The sequence below is a fragment of the Curtobacterium sp. AC272 genome, from assembly GCF_979258155.1.
Genome location: NZ_OZ409838.1, coordinates 3,574,030 through 3,600,019, shown reverse-complemented (window position 1 = coordinate 3,600,019; position 25,990 = coordinate 3,574,030). Strand labels below are relative to the sequence as shown.

At 72.1% G+C, this 25,990-nt stretch carries 22 protein-coding genes, 2 tRNA genes, 8 pseudogenes and 1 riboswitch; of the genes and pseudogenes, 19 read left to right on the top strand and 13 right to left on the bottom strand.

Annotated elements, in window-relative coordinates:
- Window positions 1-26 precede the first annotated feature (26 nt).
- Both ACZZ0J_RS18540 and msrA read right to left on the bottom strand, forming a co-directional pair.
- The gene (locus ACZZ0J_RS18540; protein ID WP_111086793.1) at window positions 27-230 is read right to left on the bottom strand and encodes a methyltransferase; all 204 of its coding nucleotides are present in this window, start codon (window positions 228-230) and stop codon (window positions 27-29) included.
- Between the two features lie 37 nt (window positions 231-267).
- Complete coding sequence (msrA, locus tag ACZZ0J_RS18535) at window positions 268-795, bottom strand: peptide-methionine (S)-S-oxide reductase MsrA (RefSeq protein ID WP_214546446.1); 528 nt, start codon at window positions 793-795, stop codon at window positions 268-270.
- Window positions 796-953: 158 nt separating this feature from the next.
- Between msrA and ACZZ0J_RS18530 the strand changes: the two genes are divergently transcribed.
- From ACZZ0J_RS18530 to ACZZ0J_RS18520, 3 genes are all read left to right on the top strand, one after another.
- A complete protein-coding gene (locus ACZZ0J_RS18530) occupies window positions 954-1,220 on the top strand; it encodes a hypothetical protein (protein ID WP_111086795.1) in 267 nt (88 codons plus the stop codon).
- Window positions 1,221-1,310: 90 nt separating this feature from the next.
- On the top strand, window positions 1,311-2,084 hold the full coding sequence (locus tag ACZZ0J_RS18525) for a hypothetical protein (RefSeq protein ID WP_463437960.1): 774 nt from the start codon (window positions 1,311-1,313) through the stop codon (window positions 2,082-2,084).
- 154 nt (window positions 2,085-2,238) lie between these two features.
- On the top strand, window positions 2,239-2,601 hold the full coding sequence (locus tag ACZZ0J_RS18520; protein WP_463437959.1) for a hypothetical protein: 363 nt from the start codon (window positions 2,239-2,241) through the stop codon (window positions 2,599-2,601).
- A 104-nt stretch (window positions 2,602-2,705) separates the two neighbouring features.
- On the opposite strand, the gene ACZZ0J_RS18515 is transcribed toward ACZZ0J_RS18520, so the two are convergent.
- Window positions 2,706-2,777, bottom strand: a tRNA-OTHER gene (locus ACZZ0J_RS18515).
- Between the two features lie 112 nt (window positions 2,778-2,889).
- On the opposite strand from ACZZ0J_RS18515, the gene ACZZ0J_RS18510 reads away from it, so the two are divergent.
- The 6 genes and pseudogenes from ACZZ0J_RS18510 to ACZZ0J_RS18485 all read left to right on the top strand — a co-directional run bounded on the left by ACZZ0J_RS18510 (window position 2,890) and on the right by ACZZ0J_RS18485 (window position 5,980).
- A complete protein-coding gene (locus ACZZ0J_RS18510; protein WP_463437958.1) occupies window positions 2,890-3,363 on the top strand; it encodes an acylneuraminate cytidylyltransferase family protein in 474 nt (157 codons plus the stop codon).
- 75 nt (window positions 3,364-3,438) lie between these two features.
- Complete coding sequence (locus ACZZ0J_RS18505) at window positions 3,439-3,678, top strand: hypothetical protein (protein ID WP_463437957.1); 240 nt, start codon at window positions 3,439-3,441, stop codon at window positions 3,676-3,678.
- 10 nt (window positions 3,679-3,688) lie between these two features.
- Window positions 3,689-4,560 (top strand): annotated as a pseudogene (locus ACZZ0J_RS18500) (N-acetylneuraminate synthase family protein).
- 4 nt (window positions 4,561-4,564) lie between these two features.
- Window positions 4,565-5,278: pseudogene (locus ACZZ0J_RS18495) on the top strand (DUF6716 putative glycosyltransferase); the annotation flags it as partial.
- Window positions 5,226-5,498 carry a DUF6716 putative glycosyltransferase gene (locus ACZZ0J_RS18490; RefSeq protein ID WP_463438229.1) on the top strand — a complete coding sequence of 91 codons (273 nt, stop codon included), beginning with the start codon at window positions 5,226-5,228 and terminating at the stop codon, window positions 5,496-5,498. The pseudogene ACZZ0J_RS18495 and the gene ACZZ0J_RS18490, both read left to right, overlap by 53 nt.
- A gap of 92 nt (window positions 5,499-5,590) precedes the next feature.
- Window positions 5,591-5,980, top strand: coding sequence for a DUF6716 putative glycosyltransferase (locus ACZZ0J_RS18485; RefSeq protein ID WP_463438228.1), 390 nt, complete (start codon window positions 5,591-5,593; stop codon window positions 5,978-5,980).
- A 173-nt stretch (window positions 5,981-6,153) separates the two neighbouring features.
- On the opposite strand, the gene ACZZ0J_RS18480 is transcribed toward ACZZ0J_RS18485, so the two are convergent.
- Both ACZZ0J_RS18480 and ACZZ0J_RS18475 read right to left on the bottom strand, forming a co-directional pair.
- Window positions 6,154-6,414 (bottom strand): thioredoxin domain-containing protein, encoded by a 261-nt coding sequence (locus ACZZ0J_RS18480; RefSeq protein ID WP_194648177.1) that lies wholly within the window; start codon window positions 6,412-6,414, stop codon window positions 6,154-6,156.
- 29 nt (window positions 6,415-6,443) lie between these two features.
- Window positions 6,444-6,734, bottom strand: a complete 291-nt coding sequence (locus ACZZ0J_RS18475) for an oligoribonuclease (protein ID WP_111086801.1) — start codon at window positions 6,732-6,734, stop codon at window positions 6,444-6,446.
- Window positions 6,735-6,805: 71 nt separating this feature from the next.
- Here ACZZ0J_RS18475 and ACZZ0J_RS18470 point away from each other — a divergent pair, with 71 nt between their 5' ends.
- The 6 genes and pseudogenes from ACZZ0J_RS18470 to ACZZ0J_RS18445 all read left to right on the top strand — a co-directional run bounded on the left by ACZZ0J_RS18470 (window position 6,806) and on the right by ACZZ0J_RS18445 (window position 10,542).
- Entirely contained in the window at window positions 6,806-6,997 is a 192-nt protein-coding gene (locus tag ACZZ0J_RS18470; RefSeq protein WP_463437956.1) for a hypothetical protein, read from the top strand.
- On the top strand, window positions 6,979-7,245 hold the full coding sequence (locus ACZZ0J_RS18465; RefSeq protein ID WP_463437955.1) for a MarR family winged helix-turn-helix transcriptional regulator: 267 nt from the start codon (window positions 6,979-6,981) through the stop codon (window positions 7,243-7,245). Before ACZZ0J_RS18470 ends, ACZZ0J_RS18465 begins: the two co-directional genes overlap by 19 nt.
- Window positions 7,242-8,483 (top strand): MFS transporter, encoded by a 1,242-nt coding sequence (locus tag ACZZ0J_RS18460; RefSeq protein ID WP_131878453.1) that lies wholly within the window; start codon window positions 7,242-7,244, stop codon window positions 8,481-8,483. The genes ACZZ0J_RS18465 and ACZZ0J_RS18460 overlap by 4 nt, the downstream gene beginning before the upstream one ends.
- Before the next feature lie 802 nt (window positions 8,484-9,285).
- Window positions 9,286-9,922 (top strand): annotated as a pseudogene (gene orn, locus ACZZ0J_RS18455) (oligoribonuclease).
- Between the two features lie 75 nt (window positions 9,923-9,997).
- A tRNA-His gene (locus tag ACZZ0J_RS18450) sits at window positions 9,998-10,073 on the top strand.
- Window positions 10,074-10,197: 124 nt separating this feature from the next.
- Entirely contained in the window at window positions 10,198-10,542 is a 345-nt protein-coding gene (locus tag ACZZ0J_RS18445) for a metallopeptidase family protein (RefSeq protein WP_123341128.1), read from the top strand.
- Window positions 10,543-10,662: 120 nt separating this feature from the next.
- Here the strand turns inward: ACZZ0J_RS18445 and ACZZ0J_RS18440 are convergent, their stop codons facing one another.
- On the bottom strand, window positions 10,663-11,928 hold the full coding sequence (locus ACZZ0J_RS18440; protein WP_463437954.1) for an acyl-CoA dehydrogenase family protein: 1,266 nt from the start codon (window positions 11,926-11,928) through the stop codon (window positions 10,663-10,665).
- Window positions 11,925-13,359 (bottom strand): annotated as a pseudogene (locus ACZZ0J_RS18435) (LLM class flavin-dependent oxidoreductase). The gene ACZZ0J_RS18440 and the pseudogene ACZZ0J_RS18435 overlap by 4 nt, the downstream one beginning before the upstream one ends.
- A gap of 101 nt (window positions 13,360-13,460) precedes the next feature.
- Between ACZZ0J_RS18435 and ACZZ0J_RS18430 the strand changes: the two are divergent.
- Window positions 13,461-14,867 (top strand): MFS transporter, encoded by a 1,407-nt coding sequence (locus tag ACZZ0J_RS18430; RefSeq protein WP_463437953.1) that lies wholly within the window; start codon window positions 13,461-13,463, stop codon window positions 14,865-14,867.
- Window positions 14,868-14,951: 84 nt separating this feature from the next.
- On the opposite strand, the gene ACZZ0J_RS18425 is transcribed toward ACZZ0J_RS18430, so the two are convergent.
- From ACZZ0J_RS18425 to ACZZ0J_RS18400, 6 genes and pseudogenes are all read right to left on the bottom strand, one after another.
- Window positions 14,952-15,557 carry a nucleoside/nucleotide kinase family protein gene (locus tag ACZZ0J_RS18425; RefSeq protein ID WP_463437952.1) on the bottom strand — a complete coding sequence of 202 codons (606 nt, stop codon included), beginning with the start codon at window positions 15,555-15,557 and terminating at the stop codon, window positions 14,952-14,954.
- Window positions 15,550-16,659: pseudogene (locus tag ACZZ0J_RS18420) on the bottom strand (CbiQ family ECF transporter T component); the annotation flags it as partial. The pseudogene ACZZ0J_RS18420 and the gene ACZZ0J_RS18425, both read right to left, overlap by 8 nt.
- 292 nt (window positions 16,660-16,951) lie before the next feature.
- Window positions 16,952-17,146: pseudogene (locus ACZZ0J_RS18415) on the bottom strand (hypothetical protein); the annotation flags it as partial.
- Between the two features lie 455 nt (window positions 17,147-17,601).
- Window positions 17,602-18,066: pseudogene (locus ACZZ0J_RS18410) on the bottom strand (ABC transporter ATP-binding protein); the annotation flags it as partial.
- A 41-nt stretch (window positions 18,067-18,107) separates the two neighbouring features.
- Complete coding sequence (locus tag ACZZ0J_RS18405; RefSeq protein WP_123294023.1) at window positions 18,108-18,746, bottom strand: ECF transporter S component; 639 nt, start codon at window positions 18,744-18,746, stop codon at window positions 18,108-18,110.
- Window positions 18,742-18,853, bottom strand: a riboswitch (TPP riboswitch). (Overlaps the previous gene by 5 nt.)
- 99 nt (window positions 18,854-18,952) lie before the next feature.
- On the bottom strand, window positions 18,953-19,273 hold the full coding sequence (locus ACZZ0J_RS18400) for a hypothetical protein (RefSeq protein ID WP_111086838.1): 321 nt from the start codon (window positions 19,271-19,273) through the stop codon (window positions 18,953-18,955).
- A gap of 129 nt (window positions 19,274-19,402) precedes the next feature.
- On the opposite strand from ACZZ0J_RS18400, the gene glgX reads away from it, so the two are divergent.
- The 3 genes and pseudogenes from glgX to treZ all read left to right on the top strand — a co-directional run bounded on the left by glgX (window position 19,403) and on the right by treZ (window position 25,885).
- The gene (gene glgX, locus ACZZ0J_RS18395) at window positions 19,403-21,637 is read left to right on the top strand and encodes a glycogen debranching protein GlgX (protein WP_463437951.1); all 2,235 of its coding nucleotides are present in this window, start codon (window positions 19,403-19,405) and stop codon (window positions 21,635-21,637) included.
- Window positions 21,634-24,134 (top strand): annotated as a pseudogene (gene treY / locus ACZZ0J_RS18390) (malto-oligosyltrehalose synthase). The gene glgX and the pseudogene treY overlap by 4 nt, the downstream one beginning before the upstream one ends.
- Window positions 24,131-25,885: a malto-oligosyltrehalose trehalohydrolase gene (gene treZ, locus ACZZ0J_RS18385; protein WP_463437950.1), complete on the top strand. Its 1,755-nt coding sequence runs from the start codon at window positions 24,131-24,133 to the stop codon at window positions 25,883-25,885. Before treY ends, treZ begins: the two are co-directional and overlap by 4 nt.
- Window positions 25,886-25,990: the final 105 nt, after the last annotated feature.

The window sequence follows — 25,990 nt, the reverse complement described above, 5'->3', positions numbered from 1 at the left end:
CGGGCCTCCTGTCCGGCCCTGGACCGCTAGTGCGCTCGGAACTCGGGCCGCGCCGCGAGCGGGCCGAGCGCCGCGTGGACCGCGCCCTTCGCCGACTCGAGCGACGGGTAGAGCCCGCCGGTGCGCCCTCGTCCGTAGAGCTCGACCTGGAAGCCGTCCGCGGCACGGTGGATGCTGCCCACCGCACCTGCCGGACCGATCGCGACCCAGGTCCCGGTGTTGTTCGTCATCGTTCGACCACCTCCTCGTGGCCCCGACGCCCGAGGATCAGGACGCCAGGATGTACTGACTGTAGGCCTTGCGGACCTTGTTCACCTTGGGCAGCGCGACTGCGAGGCAGTAGCCCTGACCGGGGTTCTTCGCGAAGAAGTCCTGGTGGTACTCCTCCGCTGGGTAGAACGTCGAGAGCGGCTCGATCGTGGTGACGATCCCGCCGTCCCAGATGTCGGACGCGCGCTCGATCGCCTGCTCGAACAGTGCGCGCTGCGCGTCGTCGGCCGGGAACATCGCCGAGCGGTACTGCGTGCCGACGTCGGCACCCTGCCGGTTGAGCTGCCGCGGGTCGTGCAGCGTGAAGAACACGTCGAGGATGACCTCGGCCGGGATCACCGTCTCGTCGAAGGTGACCGCGACCGCCTCGGCGTGACCGGTCGACCCCGTGCACACCAGCTCGTACGACGGGTTCTCCACCCGACCGCCGATGTAGCCGGACTCCACGTCCTGCACGCCCTGGAGCGTGCGGTACACGGCGTCGAGACACCAGAAACATCCACCTGCGAGCACGAACGTGGTCATGGCCACAACCTACCTCCCCGACATCCGCGCGGGGCCGGACCGGGGACATGCCCTCCACAGCACGCACCGCCCACCCTGCCGTCCACGATGCGTCAGCACGGCCCCGGCGTGTCGGTGGTGGCCCGTAACGTCGAGACCACACCGACCAGGAGGCCACGATGCAGACCACGACCGAACCCGCACTGCGGATCCGCACCGTCCCGCTCTCCCGGTCGCGCGGCGACTACCGCATCCTCGACGTCCGCGACGACCTGAGCCGCGTGACCCGCGCCAACGGCGAGATCGTCGGCTACGTCGACCGCATCGACGTCGCCGGTGACACCGCCTACCGCGCCCGTCGCTACGTCGCGACCGAGCGTCGGTTCGTCGAGCTGCCGAACGTGTGGTCCGCCGACGACGCCGTGGACTGCCTCCGCTGGTCATGATGTTCCAGATTGGAATCATCTCGGGTCGGATGCGCGGAACGCCGTTCGTCCTCCCCGGGGCCTGACCGTTTCGGTGAGTATGGTGCGCGCATGGACTGGTGGAACGAGCTGACCGACTGGACTTCGTCCGACGACGGGTGGCGGGTGATCTCGGGTGCCGTGATCCCCTTCGTCGCCATCGTCGTCGCCGGCGTGATCGCGGCGCTCATCGGACGGGGTGCGACCAAACGGGTCGTGGCCCTGCAGGAGCGCGAGTCGAAGAACGCCGCCGTCGCGGCGATCATCTCCGCGGCGCGCAAGGCCGCTGCTTGGGGTTCGCTCGGGCACGACGAACGCGGCTACGCGGACCACCTGGCAGAGGATGCCGACATCCGGCTCCGGCTGCTCCCCGTGCAGGGTGCGCCCCTCGCCGCCAACTGGGCACAGCACGAGATCGCCGACATCAAGAAGAACTCGTCGACCTTCAGCTTCCAGGCCGACCAGTCGCTCGCGGAGTTCCGCGACCGCCTGCTCGAGTGGCAGGCCCGTCCGGGCCGCGCACGCAAGCTCTTCAAGGCCGACCTCGAGCGCTGGAAGTTCGAGTCCCCCGACCCGGATGCCGACCTGATCAAGCGCCAGCAGGACTGGAACGCCGACCAGAACAGCACCGCCCGCCCGCAGACCCCGGCAGCGCCCGCTCAGGCCGCTCCCGTCGAGCGCCCGACGCCGACGACGACTTCCCTGCGTCCGGCACAGCGTCCAGGAGGCACGCCCGCCTCCGCGCCGTCGGCCCCGGCCAACGCCGGGTCGGCCCCCGCCGGTGGCGCCCCGCTGCCGCAGCCGGGTCGGCGTCCGCTCCCGCTGCAGGACCCGGGTTCTCGGTGAACCGCGGTGGGTCGGACGCCAACGCCACCCGCTCCTACGGCGAGAACACCACCCGCGTCTACGGTGACGACGCCGCACCGCCCGTGCGCCCGGCGCTCGGCACACCCACGTCCCCGCACGCTCCAACCCGAGCCGCGGCACCGACGACACCGAGGTGGTGGACGACGACGCCGTCACCAAGGCCTTCGGTGACGCCGACCGGGTGACCCCGGCCCGCGGCACCGACCGTCCCGCGTCGTCCACCGTCGCGACGCCGGCGCCCACCTCGGCCGACGCCCACGTCAACCGGACGCCCGCCAACGACGTCCCGACGACCCCGGGCGCACCGACGACCCCGGCATCCGCTCCTGCTCCGAGGGTCGAGACCCCGGGCACGACGAACACGACGTCGATCCCGACCCGCATCACCCAGGCGCCGGCAGAGCCCACGGACGCGGACGAGACGTCCGAGGCGACGCACACGCAGCCGATCAGCGCCTCCGAACTCCGCCGCCGCGCCGCGGACGACGACGAGTAGCGGGCACGGACAAGCAGCACCCAGCACCCAGCACCCAGCGTCCGACACCCCCCACGAACGAGCAACGGGCCGCCATCCGATCGGATGGCGGCCCGTTCGCGTCGTGCCCCCGGCAGGAATCGAACCCGCGGCACGGTGGGTAGAACCACCTGCTCTATCCACTGAGCTACGGAGGCGAGCGACGTCGATTCTAACCGGGACCCGCCGGTCGAGCGGTTCCGGAACGGTTCGGCCGTCGTCTGCCCGCAGTTCGCCTCCGGGACACCCGCGCTTCGTACCGTCCGGGAGATGCACTCCTCGGCCACCGTCCTCGCCGTCGTCCCCGCACGCGCCGGCTCGAAGGGCATCCCGGGCAAGAACCTCCGGACCGTCGGCGGCCGGTCGCTCGTCCGCCGGGCCGTGGAGTCGGCACGCAGCGCAGCACTGATCGACGCCGTGGTCGTCACGACCGACGGTGACGCCATCGCCGCGGAGGCCCGCGCCGCCGGTGCCGACGTGGTCCGACGGCCGGCCGACCTCGCGGGCGACCAGGCGTCATCGGAGTCCGCGCTGCTCCACGTGCTCGACGAACTCGAGGCCGCCGGCGGTGCGCTGCCCGAGGTCCTGGTGTTCCTGCAGGCGACCTCGCCGTTCATCGACCCGGACGACCTCGACACGGCGATCCGGCGCGTCTCGGAGGGCACGCCGACGTCGTGTTCGCCGCAGCGCCGTCGCACGCGTTCCTGTGGCGGGTCGCCGACGACGGTTCCGCCGTCGCCGTGAACCACGACGCGGCCACCCGTCCGCGTCGCCAGGACCGCGCGGCCGAGTACCGCCGAGACCGGCGCCTCGTACGTCATGCGGACCAACGGCTTCCGGCAGCACCGGCACCGCTTCCACGGCCGCGTCGAGCTCATCGCCGTCGACCCCGCCGGCGCGATCGACATCGACGACGAGACCGACCTGATCGCGGCCGAAGTCACGGCCGAAGTCACGGCCGAAGTCACGGCCGAAGCCGCGGCCGAAGTCACGGCCGATGTCGTCGCTCCCCAGATCCCCGACCACGACCCATCCCCGACGCGGGCAGCCCCGCACTGAACGGAGCACCATGACCGTCACCATCGGCACGTCCACGATCGGCGCGGGCCACCCCGCGTACCTCATCGGCGAGATCGGCCTCAACCACAACGGTGACGTCGACATCGCGAAGCAGCTCATCGACGTCGCCGCCGACGCCGGGCTGCAGGCCGTCAAGTTCCAGAAGCGCACCCCGGCGATCTCCACGCCCGAGCACATGAAGAACACGCCCCGCAGCACCCCGTGGGGCGAGATGACCTACCTGGAGTACCGCTACCGCGTCGAGTTCGACCGCGACCAGTACATCGAGATCGGCGACCACGCGACGCTGCGTGGCCTCGACTGGTTCGCCTCCCCTGGGACGAGCCGTCGGTGGACTTCCTCGAGGACCTCAACGTCGTCGCGTACAAGATCGCCTCGGCGTCGGTGACCGACCTCGGGATGCTCGCGGCCGTCGCAGCGACCGGCAAGCCCGTCATCCTGTCGACGGGCATGTCGACGCTCGAGCAGATCGACGCCGCCGTCGACGCCCTCGGGACCGACCGCCTCGTGCTCATGCACGCCACGTCGACGTACCTGCTCCCCGCCGAGGAGGCGAACCTGCGCATGATCGACACCCTCGCGCACCGCTACTCGGGCGTTCCGGTCGGGTACTCCGGCCACGAGCCGGGCCTGCAGATCTCGATCGCCGCCGTGGCCCTCGGAGCGACCGCGGTCGAACGGCACATCACGCTCGACCGCACGATGTGGGGCTCGGACCACGCGGCCTCGCTCGAGCCGCACGGCCTGAAGACCCTGGCGCGGGACATCCGGATCATCGAGACCGCGCTCGGTGACGGGGTGAAGCGCATCTTCCCGGGCGAGCGGGCGCCGCTCGCCAAGCTGCGCCGCGTCGGCGCGTGAGCGCATGCAGCACCCATCCGACCGCCGGCGAGCGGGCGCCGCTCGCGAAGCTGCGCCGCGTCGGCGCGTGAGCGGAGACCACGTGAGCAGCGACCGCGTGAGCGGCCCGGTCGACGAGACCGGCGCCCTGGACGTGCCGGCTGACGGGGGTGCGTCGACCGTCGGACGGGAGGCGCGCCTCCCGTCCGGCCCGTCATCCCGCGGCCGACGTGTGGTCGCCCTGGTCGACACCGACTCGTTCGCCAAGTGGGGCGCCCACCTGCTCGCGGCGGCACCGGCCGGCTGGGACCTCGACCTGCGGACCGTCGCGACGCCGCGTTCGGCCAGCGCGAAGCAGCTGCGCTCGGCGTTCCGCGGGCTCGACGCACGACTCGCGCACCTGCGCACGACGCCGCCGACGCCGAAGGACGTCGACGCCGTCGTCGAGGAGCTCCGCGTCGATCCGCCCGACGCCGTCCTCGTGTCCCTGATCGGCCCGGTCGCCGAACTCGTCATCGACGAGGTGCACCGCCGGATCCCGGACCGGCCGGTGCTGGTGTCCGGCCTGCCGGGCATCTCGTTCCCGGCGAAGTGGAAGGGCATCTTCTTCCGTGCGCGTGCCGACCTGTTCGTGCTGCACAGCCACCGCGAGGTACGGGCGTACGAGGAGATGGCGACCGAGGGCGGTGTGGAGCCGCACTTCGCGCTCGCCACGCTGCCCTTCGCCCGGAGCGCGACCGCCAGCACGGGCGCGACTGCGAGCGCCATCGCCAGGACGCGGCACGAACGGCGCACCCGTCCGCGACGCCGTCGTCTTCGCGGCCCAGCCGAGCGTCCCGCTGGAGCGCGTCGACCGGGCCCTCGTCGTGGAGTGGCTCGTCGCGACCGCACGGCAGCACCTGGAGTGGCGCGTCGATCAAGACCCGCGCGGCCGCCGGCGAACACCAGACGCACCGTGAGGAACACCCGTACCCCGACCTCGTGCCGGCCGACGCACCGCCCAACCTGGTGGTCGAGAGCGGGCCGATGGCCGAACACCCTCGACCGTGCGGTGGCCCTCGTGACGATCAGCTCGACGGCGGTCCTCGAAGCGGCCGCACGTGGTGTGCCCGCGCTGACGCTGACGGACTTCGGCATCGGCCGCCACCTCATCAACGAGGTGTTCGTGTCGAGCGGCCTCGAGGGCGACTCGGTCGACCTGGTGGACGGCCGGTTCGGGACGGTCCGCCCGAGCTGGATGCAGGACAACTACTTCCACCCGGCCTCGGACGACGACTGGCAGCGCCGGCTCACCGCGCTCATGGTGCAGCGGGACACCGGGACGCTCGTCGACCGGGAACCCGCACGCCGCAGCCGGGGCGGGGTACTGCGCCGGGCCTGGAGCGGAAGAACGCCCTGGGCGGAGCGGACCGCTCGGCGCTGGGCTGGCTCGCCCTCGTGATCGGGGCGCCGATCCGGACGACGAAGCGGCTCGCGCGGAAGGCCAGGGCGCTGGTCGACCCGCCGGAGCCGGTCGTGGTGGCGGCGCCGACGTCGCAGCGGGCAGCGGGCGGCGATGGCGAGGCGGGCGGCGACCGTGCGGCGGGCGGCGACCGTGCGGCGGGCGCAGCCGCGTCAGAGGGCCTTGGCGATCGCCAGCAGGAGCTGGTCGCGGGTGGGGACCCCGGGTGAACGGAAGACCTCGGCACCGTCCTCCCGCCGCACGATGATCGTGGGCGTGGAACGGATGCCGAGGTCCTCTGCGTCGTCGGGGTACGACGCCACGTCGCGTTCGGTCACGGCGAGCCCGGGGACGAGCTCCGAGGCCTCGGCCGACACCCGGCGGGCGGCGGCGCACGGCGCACAGAAGGCGGACGTCCAGAGGTCGAGCTGCATGTGACCGTGCAACGCGGCGGCGCGGGGTTCTACTCCCGGTCGAACTCGCCGCTGCGGTCGCCGCGGTCAGCGAGGTCGTCCACCGGGTCGGACTCCCCCGGCTCGTAGGTGAACTCGACCGAGGTCTGGTCGAGGACCTGACGGGACTTGGTGGCGCGGTAGGTGAAGGCCGTCTGCAGGCCCTCGACGTCGGCGAACACCGTGACCTCGTCGTCCAGCGCGTCGCTCGTCGCGGTGCGGGTGTCGGTCGTGCCGTCGAAGGGTCCGCCGTGGAAGATCGCGGTGTACTCGTCGCCTTCGTGGATGGTGATGTCGCTCATGCATCCCTTCTACCAGGCGGCCCCTGATGCGGTCTGTTGCGCAATGCATAGCATCGCTATATAGTTCAGCTATGGAAACAACGCGCGCGCAGACGATCGAGACGCTTCTCGTCTCCGTCAACCGCCTGATCCGCAGCGCCGCGCAGTCGACGGGCAACACCACGTCGGCAGCGGTCTGGCGCACGCTCGGCATCCTGGAGTCCGACGAGCCGCTCCGGCTCGGTGAGCTCGCGGCGGCCCGCGCGTGGCGCAGCCCACGATGACCCGGCTCGTCACGGGCATGCTCGCCGACGGCCTGGTCACGCGGAGCGTCGACCCCGACGACTCCCGCGGCCAGCTCATCGAGATCACCGACGCGGGCCGTGCCCGGCTCACCGCCTGGCGCGCCACGCTCACCGACACGGTCGGCCCGTTGTTCGCCGACCTCACCGACGACGACTGGGATGTGCTGCACCACGCGTCCGTCCTGATCGCCCAGCGCACCACCACCAGAACGGAGACCACCGCGTGAACGCCCACGCACCTGCCGGCCAGTCCGGCTCCATCCTCAAGCAGTCCTCAGCGGTCTGGGCGATCGCCTTCGCCTGCGTCGTCGCCTTCATGGGCATCGGCCTCGTCGACCCGATCCTCCCCGCGATCGCTGGATCGCTCAAGGCGACCCCGGCGCAGACCGAACTGCTCTTCACGAGCTACCTGGCCGTCACCGGCGTCGCGATGTTCTTCACGAGCTGGGTCTCGAGCCGCATCGGCGCGAAGCGCACGCTGCTCATCGGCCTGGCGCTCATCGTCGTGTTCTCGGTCCTCGCCGCGACGTCGAACAGCGTGTGGAGCATCATCGACTTCCGTGCCGGTTGGGGCCTCGGCAACGCGCTCTTCATCTCCACCGCCCTGGCGACCATCGTCGGTGCGGCGTCGGGCGGGACCGCCTCGGCGATCATCCTGTACGAGGCAGCGCTCGGCCTCGGCATCGCCGTCGGCCCGCTCGTCGGCGGGCTGCTCGGGTCGGTCAGCTGGCGCGGCCCGTTCTTCGGGGTCACCACCCTGATGGCCGTCGCGTTCATCGCCATCGTGGCGCTCCTCAAGACCGGCAGCCTCGAGAAGCCCACGCCCACGAAGCTCTCGGCGCCGTTCCGCGCCCTCGGCCGTCCCGCACTCGCCGCACTCGCCGCGACCGCGCTCTTCTACAACATCGGCTTCTTCGTCCTGCTCGCCTACACGCCGTTCCCGCTCGGCTTCGGTGCGCTCGGCATCGGCTTCACGTTCTTCGGCTGGGGCCTCGGTCTCGCGATCACCTCCGTCTGGGTCGCCCCGATGCTCACCGCCCGTCTCCGCAGGACGACGGTGCTGAAGATCGCGCTGCCCCTGCTGGCACTCGACCTCTTCGCCGCGGCCGTCGTCGTGGACTCGCAGGTCGGCCTCATCATCTGCGTCATCATCGGTGGCCTCGTGCTCGGTGTGCTGAACACGGTGCTCACCGAGTGCGTCATGGAGGCCACGGACCTGCCCCGCTCGGTCGCCTCGAGCGCCTACTCGGCCGTCCGCTTCATCGGCGGCGCCATCGCCCCGCCCGTCGCGACCCTGCTCGCCGACGCGTACGCCCCCTCGGCCGCGTACGTCTTCGCCGGAGCGTCCGTTGCCGTCGCGTTCGTCGTCATCCTCTGCACCACGAAGGTCCTGCGCCGCGTGGACGACGGTGCCGAGCCGGAGCGCGTCGAGGCCGAGGCGATCGGCGCCGGCGAGATGTCCTAGCCGCACACCTCTCCCCCCCCGCCCCGCTGCCGCTTCCGCGAGCGGGCGAAACACCCGGGTGCCTCCCGACGCGGCCCGGGTATTTCGCCCGCTCGCGCTCTGCGCACTGCGCACTGCACGCACGCACGTCCGCCTGCCGTCGTCCGGCTGGCTGGCTGGCTGACTGGCTGTCCGCGAGCGGGCGGAATGTCTGGGTTCCCTGCAACGTGGCCCGGGTATTCCGCCCGCTCGCGCTCTGCGCACTGGGCGCGACCAGCCTGGAGGCGCGGCGCCAGTCCGACGGACCGCCACGGGGCCTCCAGGCGGTCACCACCACGGCCCTCACCCTCCCGCCCCGCCCCGTCTTCCGCGAGCAGGCGAAACACCCGGGTGCCGCCCGACGCGGCCCGGGCATTTCGCCCGCTCGCGCTGGCGCGGAGCGGCCAGAGCGCAGGCCCTCCCCAGGGTCTCGCCGAGCGTCTCGCCGAGCGGGCGAAATGTCCGCGTCACCCCGCCGCGCAACCGCGGCATTTCGCCCGCTCGCGGTGCGCGCACCGGACGCGACCAGCCGGGAGGCCCGGCGCCAGCCCGGCGGACCGGCACCGGGCCTCCAGGCCGTCACCACCACCGCCACACGCGCCTCCGGCACCGCCGCGCCCGCGAGCGGGCGAAACACCCGTGTGCCCCGCGACACGACCCGGGCATTTCGCCCGCTCGCGGGTTCGGGGGACGGGACCGCGCACCAGCCGCGGACGCGAGCCCCACACCGGCCGCGCACCACCCGCGCACGGGGCGTGCGCAGGCCGGGAATAGGATCGTGCACATGGCAACCGCGAATGACCGCCTCGTCTGGATCGACTGCGAGATGACCGGCCTCGACCTCGAGGTCGACGAACTCGTCGAGGTGGCCGTGGTCATCACCGACTTCGACCTCGAGCCCGTGCACCCCGGATTCGACATCGTGATCAAGCCGGACCAGTCCGCGCTCGACAACATGAACGAGTTCGTGACGAACATGCACGTCACGTCGGGACTCATCGAGGAGATCCCGAACGGCGTCAGCCTGGCGGACGCCGAGTACCAGGTGCTCGAGTACATCCTCGAGCACGTCCCGGCCGAGGGCACCGCCCCTGGCCGGCAACACCATCGGCACCGACCGCGCGTTCCTGTCCAAGTACATGCCCCGCGTCGACGGCCACTTGCACTACCGCAGCGTCGACGTGTCGAGCATCAAGGAGCTCTGCCGCCGCTGGTTCCCGCGCGTGTACTTCAACTCGCCGGAGAAGCACGGTGGGCACCGGGCCCTCGCGGACATCCTCGAGTCGATCCGCGAGCCCGAGTACTACCGCCGCGCGGGCTTCGTCGCCGAGCCGGGGCCGACCACCGACGAGGTGCGTGCCGTCCAGGCCGAGGTCGTCGAGAAGTGGGAACCGCGCTTGGCCCAGCCTGCGGCCGAGTGACGACACGGGTGGTCGGCACCGCCCGCAGCATGTACTACTATTGAGTGGTCGCGCCGGTCCGCCGGTGTGTGCATGGTGGATATAGCTCAGTTGGTAGAGCGCCTGGTTGTGGTCTAGGAGGTCGCGGGTTCGAGACCCGTTATTCACCCCAGTCGAGGGAGAGTCCTGTTGCGTGTGACGCAACCGGGGCTCTCCCTCAGTGTTTGTCTGGGCGCCTCCGGCGCCGTGCGGCTTCGCCGCGAGTGGTCAGCGCGGTGTGGGACGATCCCTGCGTGATGGAGATGTCCGCCGACGACTTCGAGCAGCTCGTGACCGACGAACTCGACCTGCTCCCCGACGAGATGGTCGACGGGCTCGACAACGTGGTGTTCGTGGTCGAGGACGAGCCGGAGAACGGCGAAGAGCTCTTCGGCGTGTACGACGGCATCGCGGCGACCGAGCGCGGGCAGTACGGCTTCGGTGAGCTGCCCGACCGCATCGTGGTGTTCCGCAAGCAGCACCTGGCCGAGTGCGACACCGTCGAGGAGCTCAAGGACGAGGTGCACACCACCCTCGTGCACGAGATCGGGCACTTCTACGGCATCGACGACGAGCGGCTGCACGAGCTCGGCTGGGCGTAGGCGCCCCGAGACTCGTCGCGCGGGGGCCGAGACTCGGGCTGAGCGACACTGCTCGGCGCTCGGGACGCGAGAAGTGTCGCCTACGCCGAGTCTCCGCCGCCGCCCCGCGGCAGCGCCCCCTCAGAACCGCGTCGGCCCCACCTCGTGGTACTTCTCCCACGCGTCCACCGGCCCCCGCCCGTGCAGCGCGTACTTCCCCACGAGCCGCTCCTTGTAGACGGCCGGGTTGTGCGATGCCACGACGCGGGCGTTCCGCCAGTGCCGGTCGAGCGCCCGGGTGCGGTCGGCCGCGGACGCCCCGCCGACCTCGAACAGTTCGGACGCCGACCGCAGCACCCGCGGCCCGATCTCGACCTGCGCCTGGTACACGGCGTTCTCGGCGGCATCGAGCAGCACGCGGTCGACCCCGACCCCGGGCTCGTTCGTCGCGACGACCTGGTCGAGCAGCCCCGCGGCCGCGACGACGAGCGACCGGGCGGTGAACGCCCCGGCGGACAACCGACCGAGGACCGCCAGCACCTGCGGGTCCTCCCCCGGCGTCGCCGCGTTCGCGTGGATGTACGTCCGGGTCCGCGGCCGCACGAAGGCGACCGCGTCGTCGGACACCGCCTGTCCGATGCCGGCCAGGACCGCCAGCAGGTACAGCTGGAAGAAGGCCTGGATGTGCGACAGCGGTGCGTCCTTGTACGCCGACACCACGGCGGGGTCGACCGGCACACCCTCGAAGACCGTGGTGCCGGACGCGGTCAGCCGCTGGCCGAACCCGTCCCAGTCGTCGACGCTCGTCACGCCCGGCGCGTCGACCGGCACGGCGAACGTCACGCGGTCGCCCGAGCGGTCCGCCGCCAGGTAGATCCAGTCGGCGTAGAGCGTGCCGGTCGAGTAGAACTTCCGCCCGTCGAGACGGAGGGAATCGCCAGCCGGCGTCACCGTCGTCGAGATGTCGGCCAGGGTCGTCCCGGTCCGCTCCGAGGTCGCGTTCCCCACGATCGCCCCGTCGACGATGCGTTGGAGCCACTCGTCCCGTCCGGCCGACGATGGCCGGAGCAGCACGAGTTCGGTGTACCCGAAGTGCCCCCGCCACAGGTGCGCGATGTTCGAGTCCGCGGCCGCCAGGTCCGCCACCAGGTGCACGAGTTCGACCAGGCTCACGCCGAACCCGCCGCGGTCCTCCGGCACGCGCAGCCGCCCGAACCCGGCGTCGGCGAGTGCGCGGACCTCGGCGTGCGGCAACGGCCGGTCGCCGGGGGTGCCGGACGCGAGCTCGCGCTCGACCGCGCCCTCGCGGATGGTCGCGAACACGGGTGCGAAGCGTTCGCGCAGGGTCGCCAGACGATCGGCCGGGAGGCCCGTCACCCGTCCGTCGGTCGTCGTCGCGTCCGTCATGCCGTCACCTCCACGGCACGTGCGGCGTCCGCAGGCGCCGGCACAGTCGCGCTCGCGCCGCCCGTGAACGCACCGCGCCACTGCCGGGCGGGGTGCGAGTCCGGCAGCTGCGGGTGCCCGAAGAGCTTCTCGCGCAGGGTGCCCTCGCGGTACTCGGACTGCATCAACCCACGCTCCTGCAGGGTGGGCGCGATGTGGTCGACGAACTCCTCGTACGAGCCGGGCAGGGTCCAGTTGATGACGTTCACCCCGTCGACGCCGACGCGCTGCCAGTCCGCGAGTTCGTCGGCGATCTGGTCGGGCGTGCCGACGACCCGGGCACGGAGCTTGGCGGACAGGCGGGCGAGGTCGGCGATGGTCGGTTCGCGGTCGCCGGCGGCCTCGCGGAGCCACTGCAGGTGCGACTGCCCGGCGTGGGTGCGGACCTCGGACAGCGGGGTGTCCGGGTCGAGGGCCTCGCCGGTGTCCGGGTCGAAGCCGAGGTTCGAGTGCACCAGGAAGCCGTCGGCCGCCAGGTACTCGTCGATCTCCGCTTCCTTCGCCTTCGCCTCGGCCTCGGTGGACCCGGTGACGAAGGTCAGCCCGAGGAAGAACGCGATGTCCTCCCGCCGACGCCCGGCTGCCCGGGCGAGGTCGCGGGTCTCGCGGATGAGCTGCTCGGTGGCGTCGCGGTTCGAGGTCAGGATGAACTGGGCCTCGGCGTTCCGTGCGGCGAAGGCCCGACCGGCGGGCGAGGAGCCGGCCTGGAACAGCACCGGCGTCCGCTGCGGGCTCGGCGCGCTCAGGTGCGGCCCCTGCACGTCGTAGCGCTTCCCGTGGTGGTCGATGCGATGCACCTTGTCGGGGTCGGCGTAGCCACGCACCGGGTCCTTCAGCACGGCGCCGTCCTCCCACGAGCCCTCCCAGAGCTTCGCGCAGACCTCGAGGTACTCCTCGGCCCAGACGTAGCGCTCGTCGTGCTCCTCGAGCCGGTCGGCGCCGAAGTTCCGGGCGGCGCTGTCGAGCGCGCTCGTGACGACGTTCCAGCCGATCCGGCCCCGGGTGATGTGGTCGAGGGTGGAGACCTTGCGGGCGAAGTCGAACGGGTGCGACTGGATGACGCTCGACGTGAACGCCAGGCCGAGGTGCTCGGTCGACACGGCGAGCGCGGAGAGCAGCACCGAGGGGTCGTTCGAGGGGATCTGCAGCCCCTCGCGCAGGTTGGTCGAGTAGTCGCCGCGTCCCGGCCCGTAGGTCCCGACGACGTCGGCGAAGAACATCGCGTCGAACTTGCCGCGCCTCGAGGGTCTTCGCCAGGTCGGTCCAGAGCGTGACGTCGTCGAAGTCGGCCTGGCGGGCGTCCGGGTGCCGCCAGAGGCCGTGCTGGATGTGCGACGTCGTGTTCATGACGAAGGCCGCGAAGCGCAGCGGTCGGTTCGGTGCATCGCTCATGCACCCCATCGTGGTCGGCGGGCACCGCCCGACGACAGCGACGTGACCTTCCGTTACGCGCGGTGTTCCCCCGGCCCTGGAGGCGACCATGCTCCTGAGGCATGCCGACCCCGAGCACCGTCACCGCGCCTCCCGGCCGTCCCGCCGCACCGTCGACCACCGCGACCCGCCGTCGCGTCGCCCTCGCCTCGTTCGTCGGCACGACGGTCGAGTACTACGACTTCTACCTGTACGCGACGGCGTCCGCCCTGGTGTTCGCGCCCACGTTCTTCCCGTCGGTGACGCCCGCGGTCGGGGTGATCGCGTCGTTCGCGACCTACGGGGTCGGCTTCGTCGCACGGCCGCTCGGCGGGGTGATCGCCGGACACCTGGGCGACCGCATCGGACGCAAGAAGCTGCTCGTCGCGTCCCTGGTGCTGATGGGCATCGCGTCGACCCTGATCGGGGTCGTGCCGTCGGCGGCGACCATCGGGGTCGGTGCCGTCGTCGCGCTGGTGTTCCTGCGGCTGCTGCAGGGTGTCGCCGCCGGCGCGGAGTGGGGCGGGTCCGCGCTGCTGTCCGTCGAGCACGCACCCGAACGGCACCGCGGGCTGTTCGGGGCGTTCACGCAGATGGGGTCGGCGGGTGGGATGCTGCTCGCGACCGGCGTGTTCACCCTGGTGCGGTCCCTGCTCGGCAACGAGGCGTTCCTCGCCTGGGAGTGGCGGCTGCCGTTCCTGTTCTCCGCGGTGATCGTGGCCGTCGGCCTGGTGATCCGGCTCGGCGTGCAGGACGCGCCGGTGTTCCAGGAGCTGCGGGCCTCCGGCGGGGTCGAACGGTTCCCGGTCTGGCAGGCGATCCGGCACCACCCGCGCGCGATCCTGGTGACCGCCGGACTGCGCCTGGTGCAGCCGGCGCTGTACTCGATCCTGACGACGTACTCGCTGACCTACCTCGCGGCCGTGCGGGGACCGTCGGGCTCGGACGCCGGGCTGCAGGCGGTGCTCGTCATCTCGGCGGTGTCGCTCGTGTCGACGCCGTTCTGGGGGTGGCTGTCCGACCGGGTGGGACGCCGCGTGCTCACGATCTGGTCGGCCGTCGGCATCGCCGTGCTCATCTGGCCGTTCTTCGCGTTCCTCGACGCCGGGCCGCTCGTGCTGCTGCCGCTCGTGGCGCTGATCGGGATGTGCGTCTTCCACGACAGCATCTACGGGCCGCAGGCAGCCTGGTTCGCGGAGCAGTTCCCGACCGGTCGGCGGTACTCGGGGATGTCGCTCGGGTACCAGATCGGGTCGATCTTCTCGGTCGGGCTGACGCCGCTGCTCGCCGCGGTGTTCGTGGAGCTCGGTGGGGGCTCGCCGTGGATCCTGTGCGGGTACCTCGGGGTGTACGCGGTGCTGACCATCGTGGCGGCGGTGTTCGCGGTGGACCCGGTCGCGCGGGGCGGTGCTGCTGCGCGGGGTGCTGCGCGGGGCGGTGCTGCACGGGGCGCTGCGCGGGGCGCTGCGCGGGGCCGAGTTTCGCGGTGAGCGACAGTTCTCGCGCTCGGGCGTCCGTGAACTGTCGCTCAGCCCGAGACTCGGCGCGGCCAGCCCGAGACTCGGCGCGCCCCGCTACGTCCGCAGCACCACGTCGGCCAGGGACGCCGGGTCCTCGGCGGCGATGAAGTCCTGCTCCTGCGCCGCCCACCGGTCCCACTCGCGCGCGAAGGTGTCGCCGTCGCGGCCGATCGCCCGGTCCCAGCGGACCGCATCGTCGGCCTCGAGCCACACCGCCAACGAGGCCAGCGGCGCCGACGCCCGGGACACCGCCCCGCAGCCCTCGATCACGATCGGCAGGTCGGGGTCGACCGCGGTCCACTCCGCCGGGCCGTCGGCGACCCAGTCCCACCGGCGGTACCCGCTGGGAGGCCCGAGCACGTCGCGGACCACGGCGTCGGCCGCCGCGCGGAGTCCGTCCCACCCCGGGTAGACGTCGTCGAGGTGCACGACCTGCGCCCCCAGCGCCTGCGCGAGCTGGTTGCCGAGGGTCGTCTTGCCGGTGCCGGAGCGGCCGTCGACGAGCACCACGAGGCGCCCGCCCGATGCCGCCGCAGCACCGGCCGCGGCCGCAGCGACGCCTGCGGCGAGGCCCTCGCCGTTCGCCGGGTGCGCCGGGTCCGCCGGGTCCACCGGGTGCGCCGGGTCCGCCGGGTCCGCCGGGTCCGTCGACTCACGCACGCCAGGTCCCCGCTGCCACGGCGACCGCGATCGACGCGACACCGATCCCGACGAGCACCGCCACCATCGCCCACTCCGGCCACGCGAACCGTGCGGCCCGCGCCCACGTGCGTCTCCCGGGAGCCCCGAACCCGCGCGACTCCATCGCCACCGCCAACGTCGTCGCCCGTCGCAGCGCCAGGACCAGCAGCGCGAACGCCATCGACGCCCCGCGGCGCAGCCGCCCGGTGTCAGCAAGACCCCGCGCACGCCGCGCCATCGCGAGCTGCCGCCAGTCGTCCACCAGCAGCGTCATCATCCGGATGGCCGCGAGGGCCCCGAGCACGAACCGTGCCGGCAGCCGCAGCACCTGCGCGAGCCCGTCGGCCAGGTCGGTCGGGTCGACGCGGATGAACAACGCGACCGCGGGCAGCCCCACCGCGAGCACGCGGAGCGCCGTCGCCAACGCGAGCGTGAGCGACCCGTCCGTGACGTGGGCGAACCCGAAGTCGAACCACTCCCGTCCGGAGGGCCGTCCGTACAGCGCGATGCTCACCGCCGTGAGCGGCACGGCCACCAGGATCGGTGACACCCGCAGCAGCAGGGTCTGCACCGGCAGCCGCAGGAGCGGCAGCAGGGCGAGCTCGAGCGCGAGGGCGACGGCTGCGGACACGACGTCCAGGCTGAGCACGAGGCACACGCCGAGCGCGAGGACGCCGACGAGCGAGGCCACCGGTTGGACGGCGCGGACGCCGCGGTGGTGGTCTGTCGGGTCGGTGGCGGTCGTCGCGTGGGCTCGGCCTGGAGGCGCGGTTCGGCCCGTCGACGTCGGCCCCGTCTCCGGGGTGGTCGCAGCCGCACCCTGGTCGCCGTCCACACGCCGGGCGCCGTCCGCCGCGAGCACGACCTCGTCGGCGTCGAGCGCCCGGATCAGGTCGCGGTCGTGCGTGACGGCGACGATGGTGGTGCCGGCGTCGGCGAGCGCTCCGAGGTGCCGGACGACGGCATCCCACGTGGACCGGTCCTGCCCGGAGGTCGGTTCGTCGAGCACGACGACCGGCGGCCGGGCGGCGACGACCGCGGCGATGGCGAGCCGCCGCTGCTCGCCGCCGGACAGCGTGAACGGGTTGGCGTCGGCGAGGTGGCCGAGGCCGAACTCGCCGAGGAGCACGTCCGCCCGGCCAGCGACGTCCGGAACGCCGATCGCGCGGGGCCGGCCTCGACCTCCTCGCGGACGGAGCCGGCGACGAACTGGTGCTCGGGGTCCTGGAAGACGGTGCCGATGCGGGCGGCGAGTTCGCGGCTCGACCACGTGTGCGGCGCCGGCGGGACGCCAGCGGCGAGGTCCGTCGTGGCGGCGAGCTCCCCGCGACCGGAGGCAGGAGCCCCGCGAGCGTGAGGCCGAGCGTCGACTTGCCGATGCCGTTCGGCCCCGTGATAGCCAGGACCTGTCCGGCTCGGAGTTCGAGGTCGATCCCGCTGCCCACCCGCTGTCGCTTGCCCCGGGCGGTCCCGAGATCCCGCGCCTCGAGCAGCGCGCCCGCCCCAGTGCCCGCCCCCTCGCCGAGCGGGCGAAATGCCGCGGTCCCCCCGGCAGCCGACGCGGGCATTTCGCCCGTTCGCGCAGCCGCACGGATCTCGTCGCCCGCCACCTCTCCGGCCGTTTCGCCGAGCGGGCGAAATGCCGCGGTCCCCCGGCAGCCGACCCGGGCATTTCGCCCGTTCGCGCAGCCGCACGGATCCGCCCGCGGGCCGCGCCACGCTCGGGCTCGGCGCCAGGCACCCACACCCCGGCCGCGGTGAGCGCTGCGCCGTGGTGCGCGAGCACCTCGGCAGGCGCGCCGTCCGCGACGACCCCGCCGCCGGGTTCGAGCAGCACGAGTCGGTCGACCAGGTCGAGCCAGGTGCCGATCCGGTGCTCCACCACGAGCAGGGTCGCCCCCGACTCGTCGAGCAGTGCGCGGACGGCGTCGTGCACCTGGGCCACGCCGGCCGGGTCGAGGTTCGCGCAGGGTTCGTCGAGCACGAGGGCTCCCGGACGCATCGCGAGCACCCCGGCGAGTGCGAGTCGTTGCCGCTGGCCGCCGGAGAGCATCGCGGTCGACCGGTCGAGCGGCAGGTCGAGCCCGACGACCGCGAGCGCCGACCGCACCCGTGCCCAGGTCTCGTCGCGCGGGACGCCGAGGTTCTCGCACCCGAAGGCCACGTCGTCGCCGATCCGTGACATCACGGTGTGCGCCTCGGGGTCCTGCATGACGAGGCCGACACGCCCGCGGACCGCGCGGGGGTCGGCACCGTCGACCAGGACCGAGCCCTGCACGGAAGCAGCGGTGTCGTCGGTGGGGTCGGGTTCGTCGGGCAGCACGGCGGCCACTGCCCGGAGCAGCGTCGACTTGCCGGAGCCGGACGGCCCGACGATCGCGACCCGCTCCCCCGGCTCGACGGTGAGGTCGACGCCACGGACCGCCCACTCGGCGCGTTCGGGGTAGCGCCACCCCCAGTCGCGGAACGCGATGCGCGCGGCGAGCACGCCGACGACGTCCGGGGACGTCGATGACGGAGCGGACACCGTCACACCAGTTCGCGCGGCCGACGCCGGCTGTGCTCCCGGCCGGCAGCGAACGAGGACAGCACACCGGTGCGTGCGAGCGCGCGGACGACCAGCCACGAGCCGGCGCCCGCGATGACGGCACCGGACACGATCGCGCACACGACGTAGACGACCTTGAACGCGGCGTCGAGACCCGGGTACCACAGCACGGTGTCGTTGATGCCGAGCGCGAGACCGGCTGCCGCGCCCGCCAGGACGACGACCGGCAGCCGGTACACGCGGTACAGGAAGAGTGCGAGGACGATCTCGGCACCGAGTCCCTGGACCAGTCCGGCCTCGAGGGTCAGCCACCCCCACTGCGTGCCGAACAGCGCCTCGACGGACGCGGCGACCATCTCGCCGTAGAGCGCGGCCCCGGGCTTGCGGACGACGATCGCGACGAGCGGCCCGGCGAGCAACCACACTCCGCCGAACAGGGCCTTCGTCCCCGGGAGGACGAGGTCCATGACGGCGCTGATAGGTTCGTAGCCGAACTCCCACAGCCGGAAGACGACGCCGAGCGCCACCGCGAGCACGCTCGCGACGACGATGTCGACGACCCGCCAGCGCAGCGATCGCCGCGGGGCGGTGTGGACGGTTGATGACGTGCCAGAAGACATGGTGCTGGACTCCTCCCTGCGCCGGCATGATCCGGATCAGGTTCGACGGTCGGAGCGCCACTCGCTCCCTCTCAGCCCGGCGGTCCCGGACTCCCGTGTGTGTCCCAGCAGTCTAGACGTGGTCGCGACCGCGTGACGGGTCGCGACCACACATCGGACGGGAGGCCCGTGGCGGGTCCGCCACGGGCCTCCCGTCCGATGTGTCGCTACTTCTTCAGGACGCGCACCAGTTTGCGGAGCACGGTGCCGGTCACCCAGACGAGCGGGATGCTCACCGCGACGAGCGAGATGAGGTTCGGCTCGAACTCGAGGTCCTTGCCGGGGCGACGGATGTACGCGCCGACCGGGATCGACGCGCCGCCGCCACCGCCGCCGCCGTTCTCGTCGTCCCCGCCGCCCCCGAAGCCGAACCAGCCGAGGGACACCGGGATGAGGGTCTGGTCGCCGACCTCGACGGGGTCTCCGTAGTTCGTGGAGACGCCGATCGGGCGTACCTTGTCTGCGATCTGCGTGACGATGTTGGCCATGCGCGCGACGCTACTCGCCCGTTCCTCCACAGGCCGGGCCACGCGCGCACGGGTACACAGCTGGTGCTTGTCTGCGGACGCGGACGGGTGTCACCGATATGTTGGCGCGACCATCACCTGGAGGACCGTTTGCACACCTGGCCCGGCAACCCGTACCCGCTCGGGGCGACCTACGACGGAAGCGGCACGAACTTCGCGCTCTTCAGTGAGGTCGCCGAGCGCGTCGAACTCTGTCTGTTCGACACCGACGGCAACGAAGAGTGCATCCCCCTCGTCGAGGTCGACGCCTACGTCTGGCACGCCTACCTGCCGAACGTCGGCCCCGGCCAGGAGTACGGCTTCCGTGTCCACGGCCCGTACGACCCCGACAGCGGTGCACGCTGCAATCCGTCGAAGCTCCTGCTCGACCCCTACGCCAAGGCGACGAGCGGCGAGATCGACTGGGACCAGTCGCTCTTCGCCTACACGTTCGGCGACCCGGACTCGACGAACGACGACGACTCCGCGGCGCACATGATGAAGGGCGTCGTGATCAACCCGTTCTTCGACTGGCAGGGCGACCGCGCACCGCGCACGCCCTACGGCGAGACGGTCATCTACGAAGCGCACGTCAAGGGCCTCACCGAGACCCACCCCGACGTGCCCGAAGAGCAGCGCGGCACCTACGCCGGCGTCTCGCACCCCGCGGTCATCGAGCACCTGAAGCGACTCGGCATCACGACGCTCGAGCTCATGCCGGTGCACCAGTTCGTGAACGACTCGACCCTGCAGGACAAGGGGCTGTCGAACTACTGGGGCTACAACACCATCGGCTTCTTCGCGCCGCACTCCTCGTACTCGTCCTCGGGCGACCAGGGGCAGCAGGTGCAGGAGTTCAAGACGATGGTGCGGGAGCTCCACCGCGCCGGCATCGAGGTCGTGCTCGACGTCGTCTACAACCACACCGCCGAGGGCAACCACCTCGGGCCGACGCTGTCGTTCCGCGGCATCGACAACGCGGCGTACTACCGCCTGGTGGACGACGACAAGAAGTTCTACATGGACTACACGGGCACCGGGAACTCGCTCAACGTCGGGCACCCGCACTCGCTGCAGCTCATCCTCGACTCCCTGCGCTACTGGGTGACCGAGATGCACGTCGACGGCTTCCGCTTCGACCTCGCCTCGGCGCTCGCCCGCGAGTTCTACGAGGTGGACCGGCTGTCCGCGTTCTTCGAGCTCGTGCAGCAGGACCCGATCGTGTCGCAGGTCAAGCTCATCGCCGAGCCGTGGGACGTCGGCCCCGGCGGCTACCAGGTCGGCAACTTCCCGCCCCAGTGGTCCGAGTGGAACGGCAAGTACCGCGACACCGTGCGTGACTTCTGGCGCGGCGAGTCGTCGACCCTCGGTGAGTTCGCCTCGCGCATCTCCGGCTCGGCCGACCTGTACGAGCACGACGGCCGGACGCCCAAGGCGAGCATCAACTTCATCACCGCCCACGACGGCTTCACGCTGTACGACCTCGTCGCCTACAACGAGAAGCACAACGACGCCAACGGTGAGGACAACAACGACGGCGAGAGCCACAACCGGTCCTGGAACTCCGGCGCCGAGGGCCCGACGGACGACGAGTCCGTGAACGCCCTGCGGCTCCAGCGACGCCGGAACTTCCTGGCGACGCTGCTCCTCAGCCAGGGCGTGCCGATGATCGCCCACGGTGACGAGCTCGGCCGTTCGCAGTCCGGCAACAACAACGTCTACGCACAGGACTCCGAGCTCAGCTGGATCGACTGGGACACCGCGGACGACGACCTCGTCCAGTTCACGGCCGACGTCGTCAAGCTGCGCCACGACCACCCGACGTTCCGCCGCACCCGGTACTTCAACGGGCGCCCGGTGCGCCGTGGTCAGGACGAGCCGCTGCCCGACGTGGTCTGGCTCACGCCCGAGGGCGACGCCATGTCGCCGGAGGACTGGGACTCCGGTTTCGGCAAGAGCGTCGGCATGTACCTGAACGGCGACGGCATCCGCGGGCGTGACTCCCGCGGCGAGCGCGTCACCGACGTGGCGTTCATCACGTACTTCAACGCCCACGACGACGTCGTGACCTTCACGCTGCCGCCCGAGGAGTACGCACCCGGCTGGACGGTCCGCATCGACACCGCCGAGCCCGGTGCCCGCGACGAGATCGTCGAGGCGGGCACACCGCTCGACGTGCCCGCGCGGTCGATGATCGTCCTGCGTGCCGAGCCGAACCACGAGGTCTCGGTCACCCCGGTCGAGGTGCAGCACCACGACGGCGCCCCCGAGCCCCGGTCCCCGCAGGACGCCGTCACCCCGGCCAACCCGGCCGGTTCCACCGCACCGAGCGGCACCGCGCGATGACGACCGGCACGACGGGGGCCGGGCGTCGCGTGCCCGTCTCGACGTACCGGCTGCAGGTGTCGGCGGACTTCGACCTGGCCGCCGCACGCGACCTCGTCGACTACGTGCACGACCTCGGGGCCGACTGGCTGTACCTGTCGCCGGTCCTGCAGTCGGAGCCCGGCTCGAACCACGGCTACGACGTCGTCGACCACACGCACGTCGACACCGACCGCGGCGGCGACGAGGCTCTCCGGGTCCTCGCCGAGGCCGCGCACGCGGTCGGGCTCGGCGTGCTGGTCGACGTCGTCCCGAACCACGTCGGGGTCGCCACCCCGGCGGTCAACCCGTGGTGGTGGTCCCTGCTCGAACTCGGCCAGGGCTCCCCGTCGCCTGGGCGTTCGACGTCGACTGGGACGCCGGCGACGGCAAGGTCCGGGTGCCGGTCCTCGACGACCGGCTGCTCGACGCGGTGACGCTCGACACGTCCGACGCCGAGCACCCGGTGCTCCGGGTCGGCGAGACCGCGTACCCGACCGCGCCGGGCACCGCCCACCCGGGCGACTCGGTCGAGGCCGTGCACGCGCTGCAGCACTACGCGTTCGTGCACTGGAAGCGTGCGGACCACGAGCTGAACTACCGCCGGTTCTTCGCGGTGAACACGCTCGCGGCCATCCGGGTCGAGGAACCCGAGGTGTTCGCGGCGTCGCACGGCGTCATCGGCGGCTGGTTCCGCGACGGCCTCGTCGACGGACTGCGCATCGACCACCCGGACGGACTGTACGACCCCGCCGGCTACCTGCAGGACCTCGCCGAGCTGACCGGCGGTGCGTACACCCTCGTCGAGAAGATCCTCGAACCCGGCGAGGAGCTCCCGAGCTCCTGGCCGGTCGACGGCACGACCGGGTACGACGCGCTCGGCGTCCTGGACCGTGTGCTCGTCGACCCCGCGGGCGAACCCTCGCTGACCGCGGCATCGGGCGCGGAGCCCGCCGACTGGCAGCAGCTCACGCACGACACCCGCCGCGGCATCGCCGACGGGATCCTCGGCAGCGAGGTCGAGCGACTCGCCCGACTGCTCGCGCCGGTCACCGCCGGAGCGGACGCGATCACGCACGAACGGCTCGTCGACGCCCTCGCCGAGGTCGTGGCGTCGTTCGACGTGTACCGCACCTACCTGCCCGAGGGCGCGCACCACCTCATCGCGTCGCTCGAACGCGCGGCAGAGGCCCGTCCCGAGCTCGACGACGTCATCGACCGGATCGCCCCGGCGCTCGTCGACCCGGACAACGCCGCCGCGATCCGCCTGCAGCAGACGAGCGGCATGGTGATGGCCAAGGGCGTCGAGGACACCGCGTTCTACCGCACATCGCGCCTGACGTCCCTGAGCGAGGTCGGGGGTGACCCGAGCGTCTTCGCGGTGTCCGTGGCCGACTTCCACCAGGCGCAGCGCGACCGCCTCGGCAGCTGGCCGCACACCATGACGACGCTCACCACCCACGACACGAAGCGCAGCGAGGACACCCGCGCACGCATCGCGGTCCTGGCCGAGCTCGGCAGCGAGTGGGCCGACGCGCTCGACCGGTTGCAGTCCCTCGTCCCGCTCGAGGACCGCGTGTTCGCGGACCTCCTCTGGCAGGCGATCGTCGGCGCCCGGCCCGCGAGTCGTGAGCGGCTGCACGCCTACGCCGAGAAGGCATCACGCGAAGCCGGCGACAGCACCACCTGGACCGAGCCGGACGCGGGGTTCGAGGAGCGCATGCACGCCCTCGTCGACGCAGCGTTCGACGATCCCGCCGTGGTGGCCGTGCTCGATGCCCTCGACGAACGGATCGACGCGGCGGGGTGGTCGAACGGGCTCGCGCAGAAGCTCGTGCAGCTCACGGCACCCGGCGTCCCCGACGTCTACCAGGGCACCGAGTTCTGGGACCGGTCCCTCGTCGACCCCGACAACCGCCGAGCCGTGGACTACGCCGAACGGCGCCACGTCCTCGCCGAGATCGACGGCCCGGACGACGACGGCCCCGAGGACCTTCCGGCGATCGGGATCGACGGCGCCGCGAAGCTCCTCGTGACCGCCCGTGCACTCCGTCTCCGCCGCGACCACCCGGAGCTCTTCACCCGGTACCTCGGCCTCGAGGCGACGGGCAGCGCGGCGGACCACGTCGTCGCGTTCGACCGCGGCGGTGCCGTGACGATCGCCACGCGACTGCCGATCGGCCTCGAACGGGTCGGTGGCTGGGGTGACACCCTCGTGCACGCCGTCCCCGTCGACCGGGTCGACCTGCTCACCGGCAGGTCCTTCCCGGCCAGCCGGGGCATCGCCCTCGCGGACCTGCTCACCACCTACCCGGTCGCGCTGCTCGTGCCGGCCGCCACGGTCGGGGAACCCGGCCACGCCGACACGGTGACCGACGCGTCCGGCGCGGAACGGGCCTCCCGGTCGACCGCCCGGACCACCCCGGCGACCGAGTCCGACGCGCAAGCGGAGATCGACATCCTGGAGGGTCACGCATGACCGCACCCGACCGTTACGCCGTCTGGGCGCCCGAGCCGGACCGCGTCCGGCTGGTCGTCGACGACGTCGAGTACCCGCTGACCCGGGGCGACGACGACTGGTGGTCGACCGACGCGATCATGCCGGTCGTCGGTGCCCGCTACGGGTTCCGCCTCGGCGACGACGACGCGGTGCGACCCGACCCCCGCAGTCGCTTCCAGCCGGACGGAGTGCACGGCACGTCCGCCGTCGTCGACCCTGCGCGCTTCGCGTGGACCGACGAGTCGTGGACCGGACGTCCAGCCCGCGGTGCCGTGATCTACGAGATGCACGTCGGCACGTACACGCCGGAGGGCACCCTCGACGCGGCGGCGCAGAAGCTCGACCACCTGGTCGAGCTCGGCGTCGAGTTCGTCGAACTGCTGCCCGTGAACGGTGTGAACGGCGAGTGGAACTGGGGCTACGACGGGGTCGCCTGGTACGCGGTGCACGCCCCGTACGGCGGCCCCGACGCCTACGACCGGTTCGTCGACACGGCGCACGCACTCGGCCTGGGCGTCATCCAGGACGTCGTCTACAACCACCTCGGGCCGAGCGGCAACTACCTGCCGCTGTTCGGGCCGTACCTGGTGCCGGGGCTCGCGAACACGTGGGGCGACTCGGTGAACGTCGAGCACCCCGAGGTGCGTCGGTACGTCCTCGACAACGTGCGCATGTGGTTCCGCGACCACCACGTCGACGGGCTCCGACTCGACGCCGTGCACGCGATCCGCGACACCACCCGACCGCACGTGCTGGCCGAGATGGCCGACGAGACGGACGCCTACGGTTCCTTCGTCGGTCGTCCACTGTCGCTGATCGCCGAATCGGACCTCAACGACCCGGTGATGTTCCGCCCGCGGGAAGCCGCCGGGTACGGACTCGCCGGACAGTGGTCCGACGACTTCCACCACGCCGTGCACGTGGCGCTGACGGGCGAGACGAACGGCTACTACGCCGACTTCGCACCGCTGTCGGCGCTCGCGAAGGTGCTCGACCACGGGTTCTTCCACGACGGCACGTGGTCGTCGTTCCGTGGCCGACGCCACGGGCAGCCGATCGACCGTGGGACCTCCCCGGCGACGGCCCTGGTGGTCACGAACCAGAACCACGACCAGATCGGCAACCGCGCGGCGGGCGACCGTCTGGCGGCGACGCTCGACGACGAAGGCCTCGTCATCGCCGCGGCACTGACGCTGCTGGGTCCGTTCACGCCCATGCTGTTCATGGGCGAGGAGTTCGCCGCGACGACACCGTGGCAGTTCTTCACCTCGCACCCGGAGCCCGAGCTCGGCAAGGCGACGGCCGAGGGCCGCATCCGCGAGTTCGCGGAGCACGGCTGGGACGAGTCGGCCGTGCCGGACCCGCAGGACCCGACGACGTTCACGAACTCGAAGCTCGACTGGGCCGACGTCAGTTCCGAGCGGGGTGCAGTGATCCTGCGCGCCTACCGGGTGCTCGTCGCCCTGCGCCGGACCGACCAGGCCTTCGTCGACCACCGGTACGAGGCGAACGCCGTGCGGTTCAGCGAGGACCGGCGGTGGCTGGTGCTCACGCGTGGGCTGCTCGGACCGGACGTGGCACCCGTGCACGTCGTGGTGAACTTCCTCGACGACGCAGCCGAGGTGCCGGTCCCCGGTGCCACCGGCGAAGAGCTCTACCGGTTCGGAGCGGCCGACGTCGCGACGGACTGCGTGCGGTTCCGGGGGCGGGGCGTGGTCGTGCTGCGCTAGTCGCTGCGCTGTCACCGAACCGAGACTCGGGGTGGGCGACGGTCTTCGTGCTGCACAGCACGAGTCCTGTCGCCCACCCCGAGTCTCGTCGAACGGTGGGCCAGC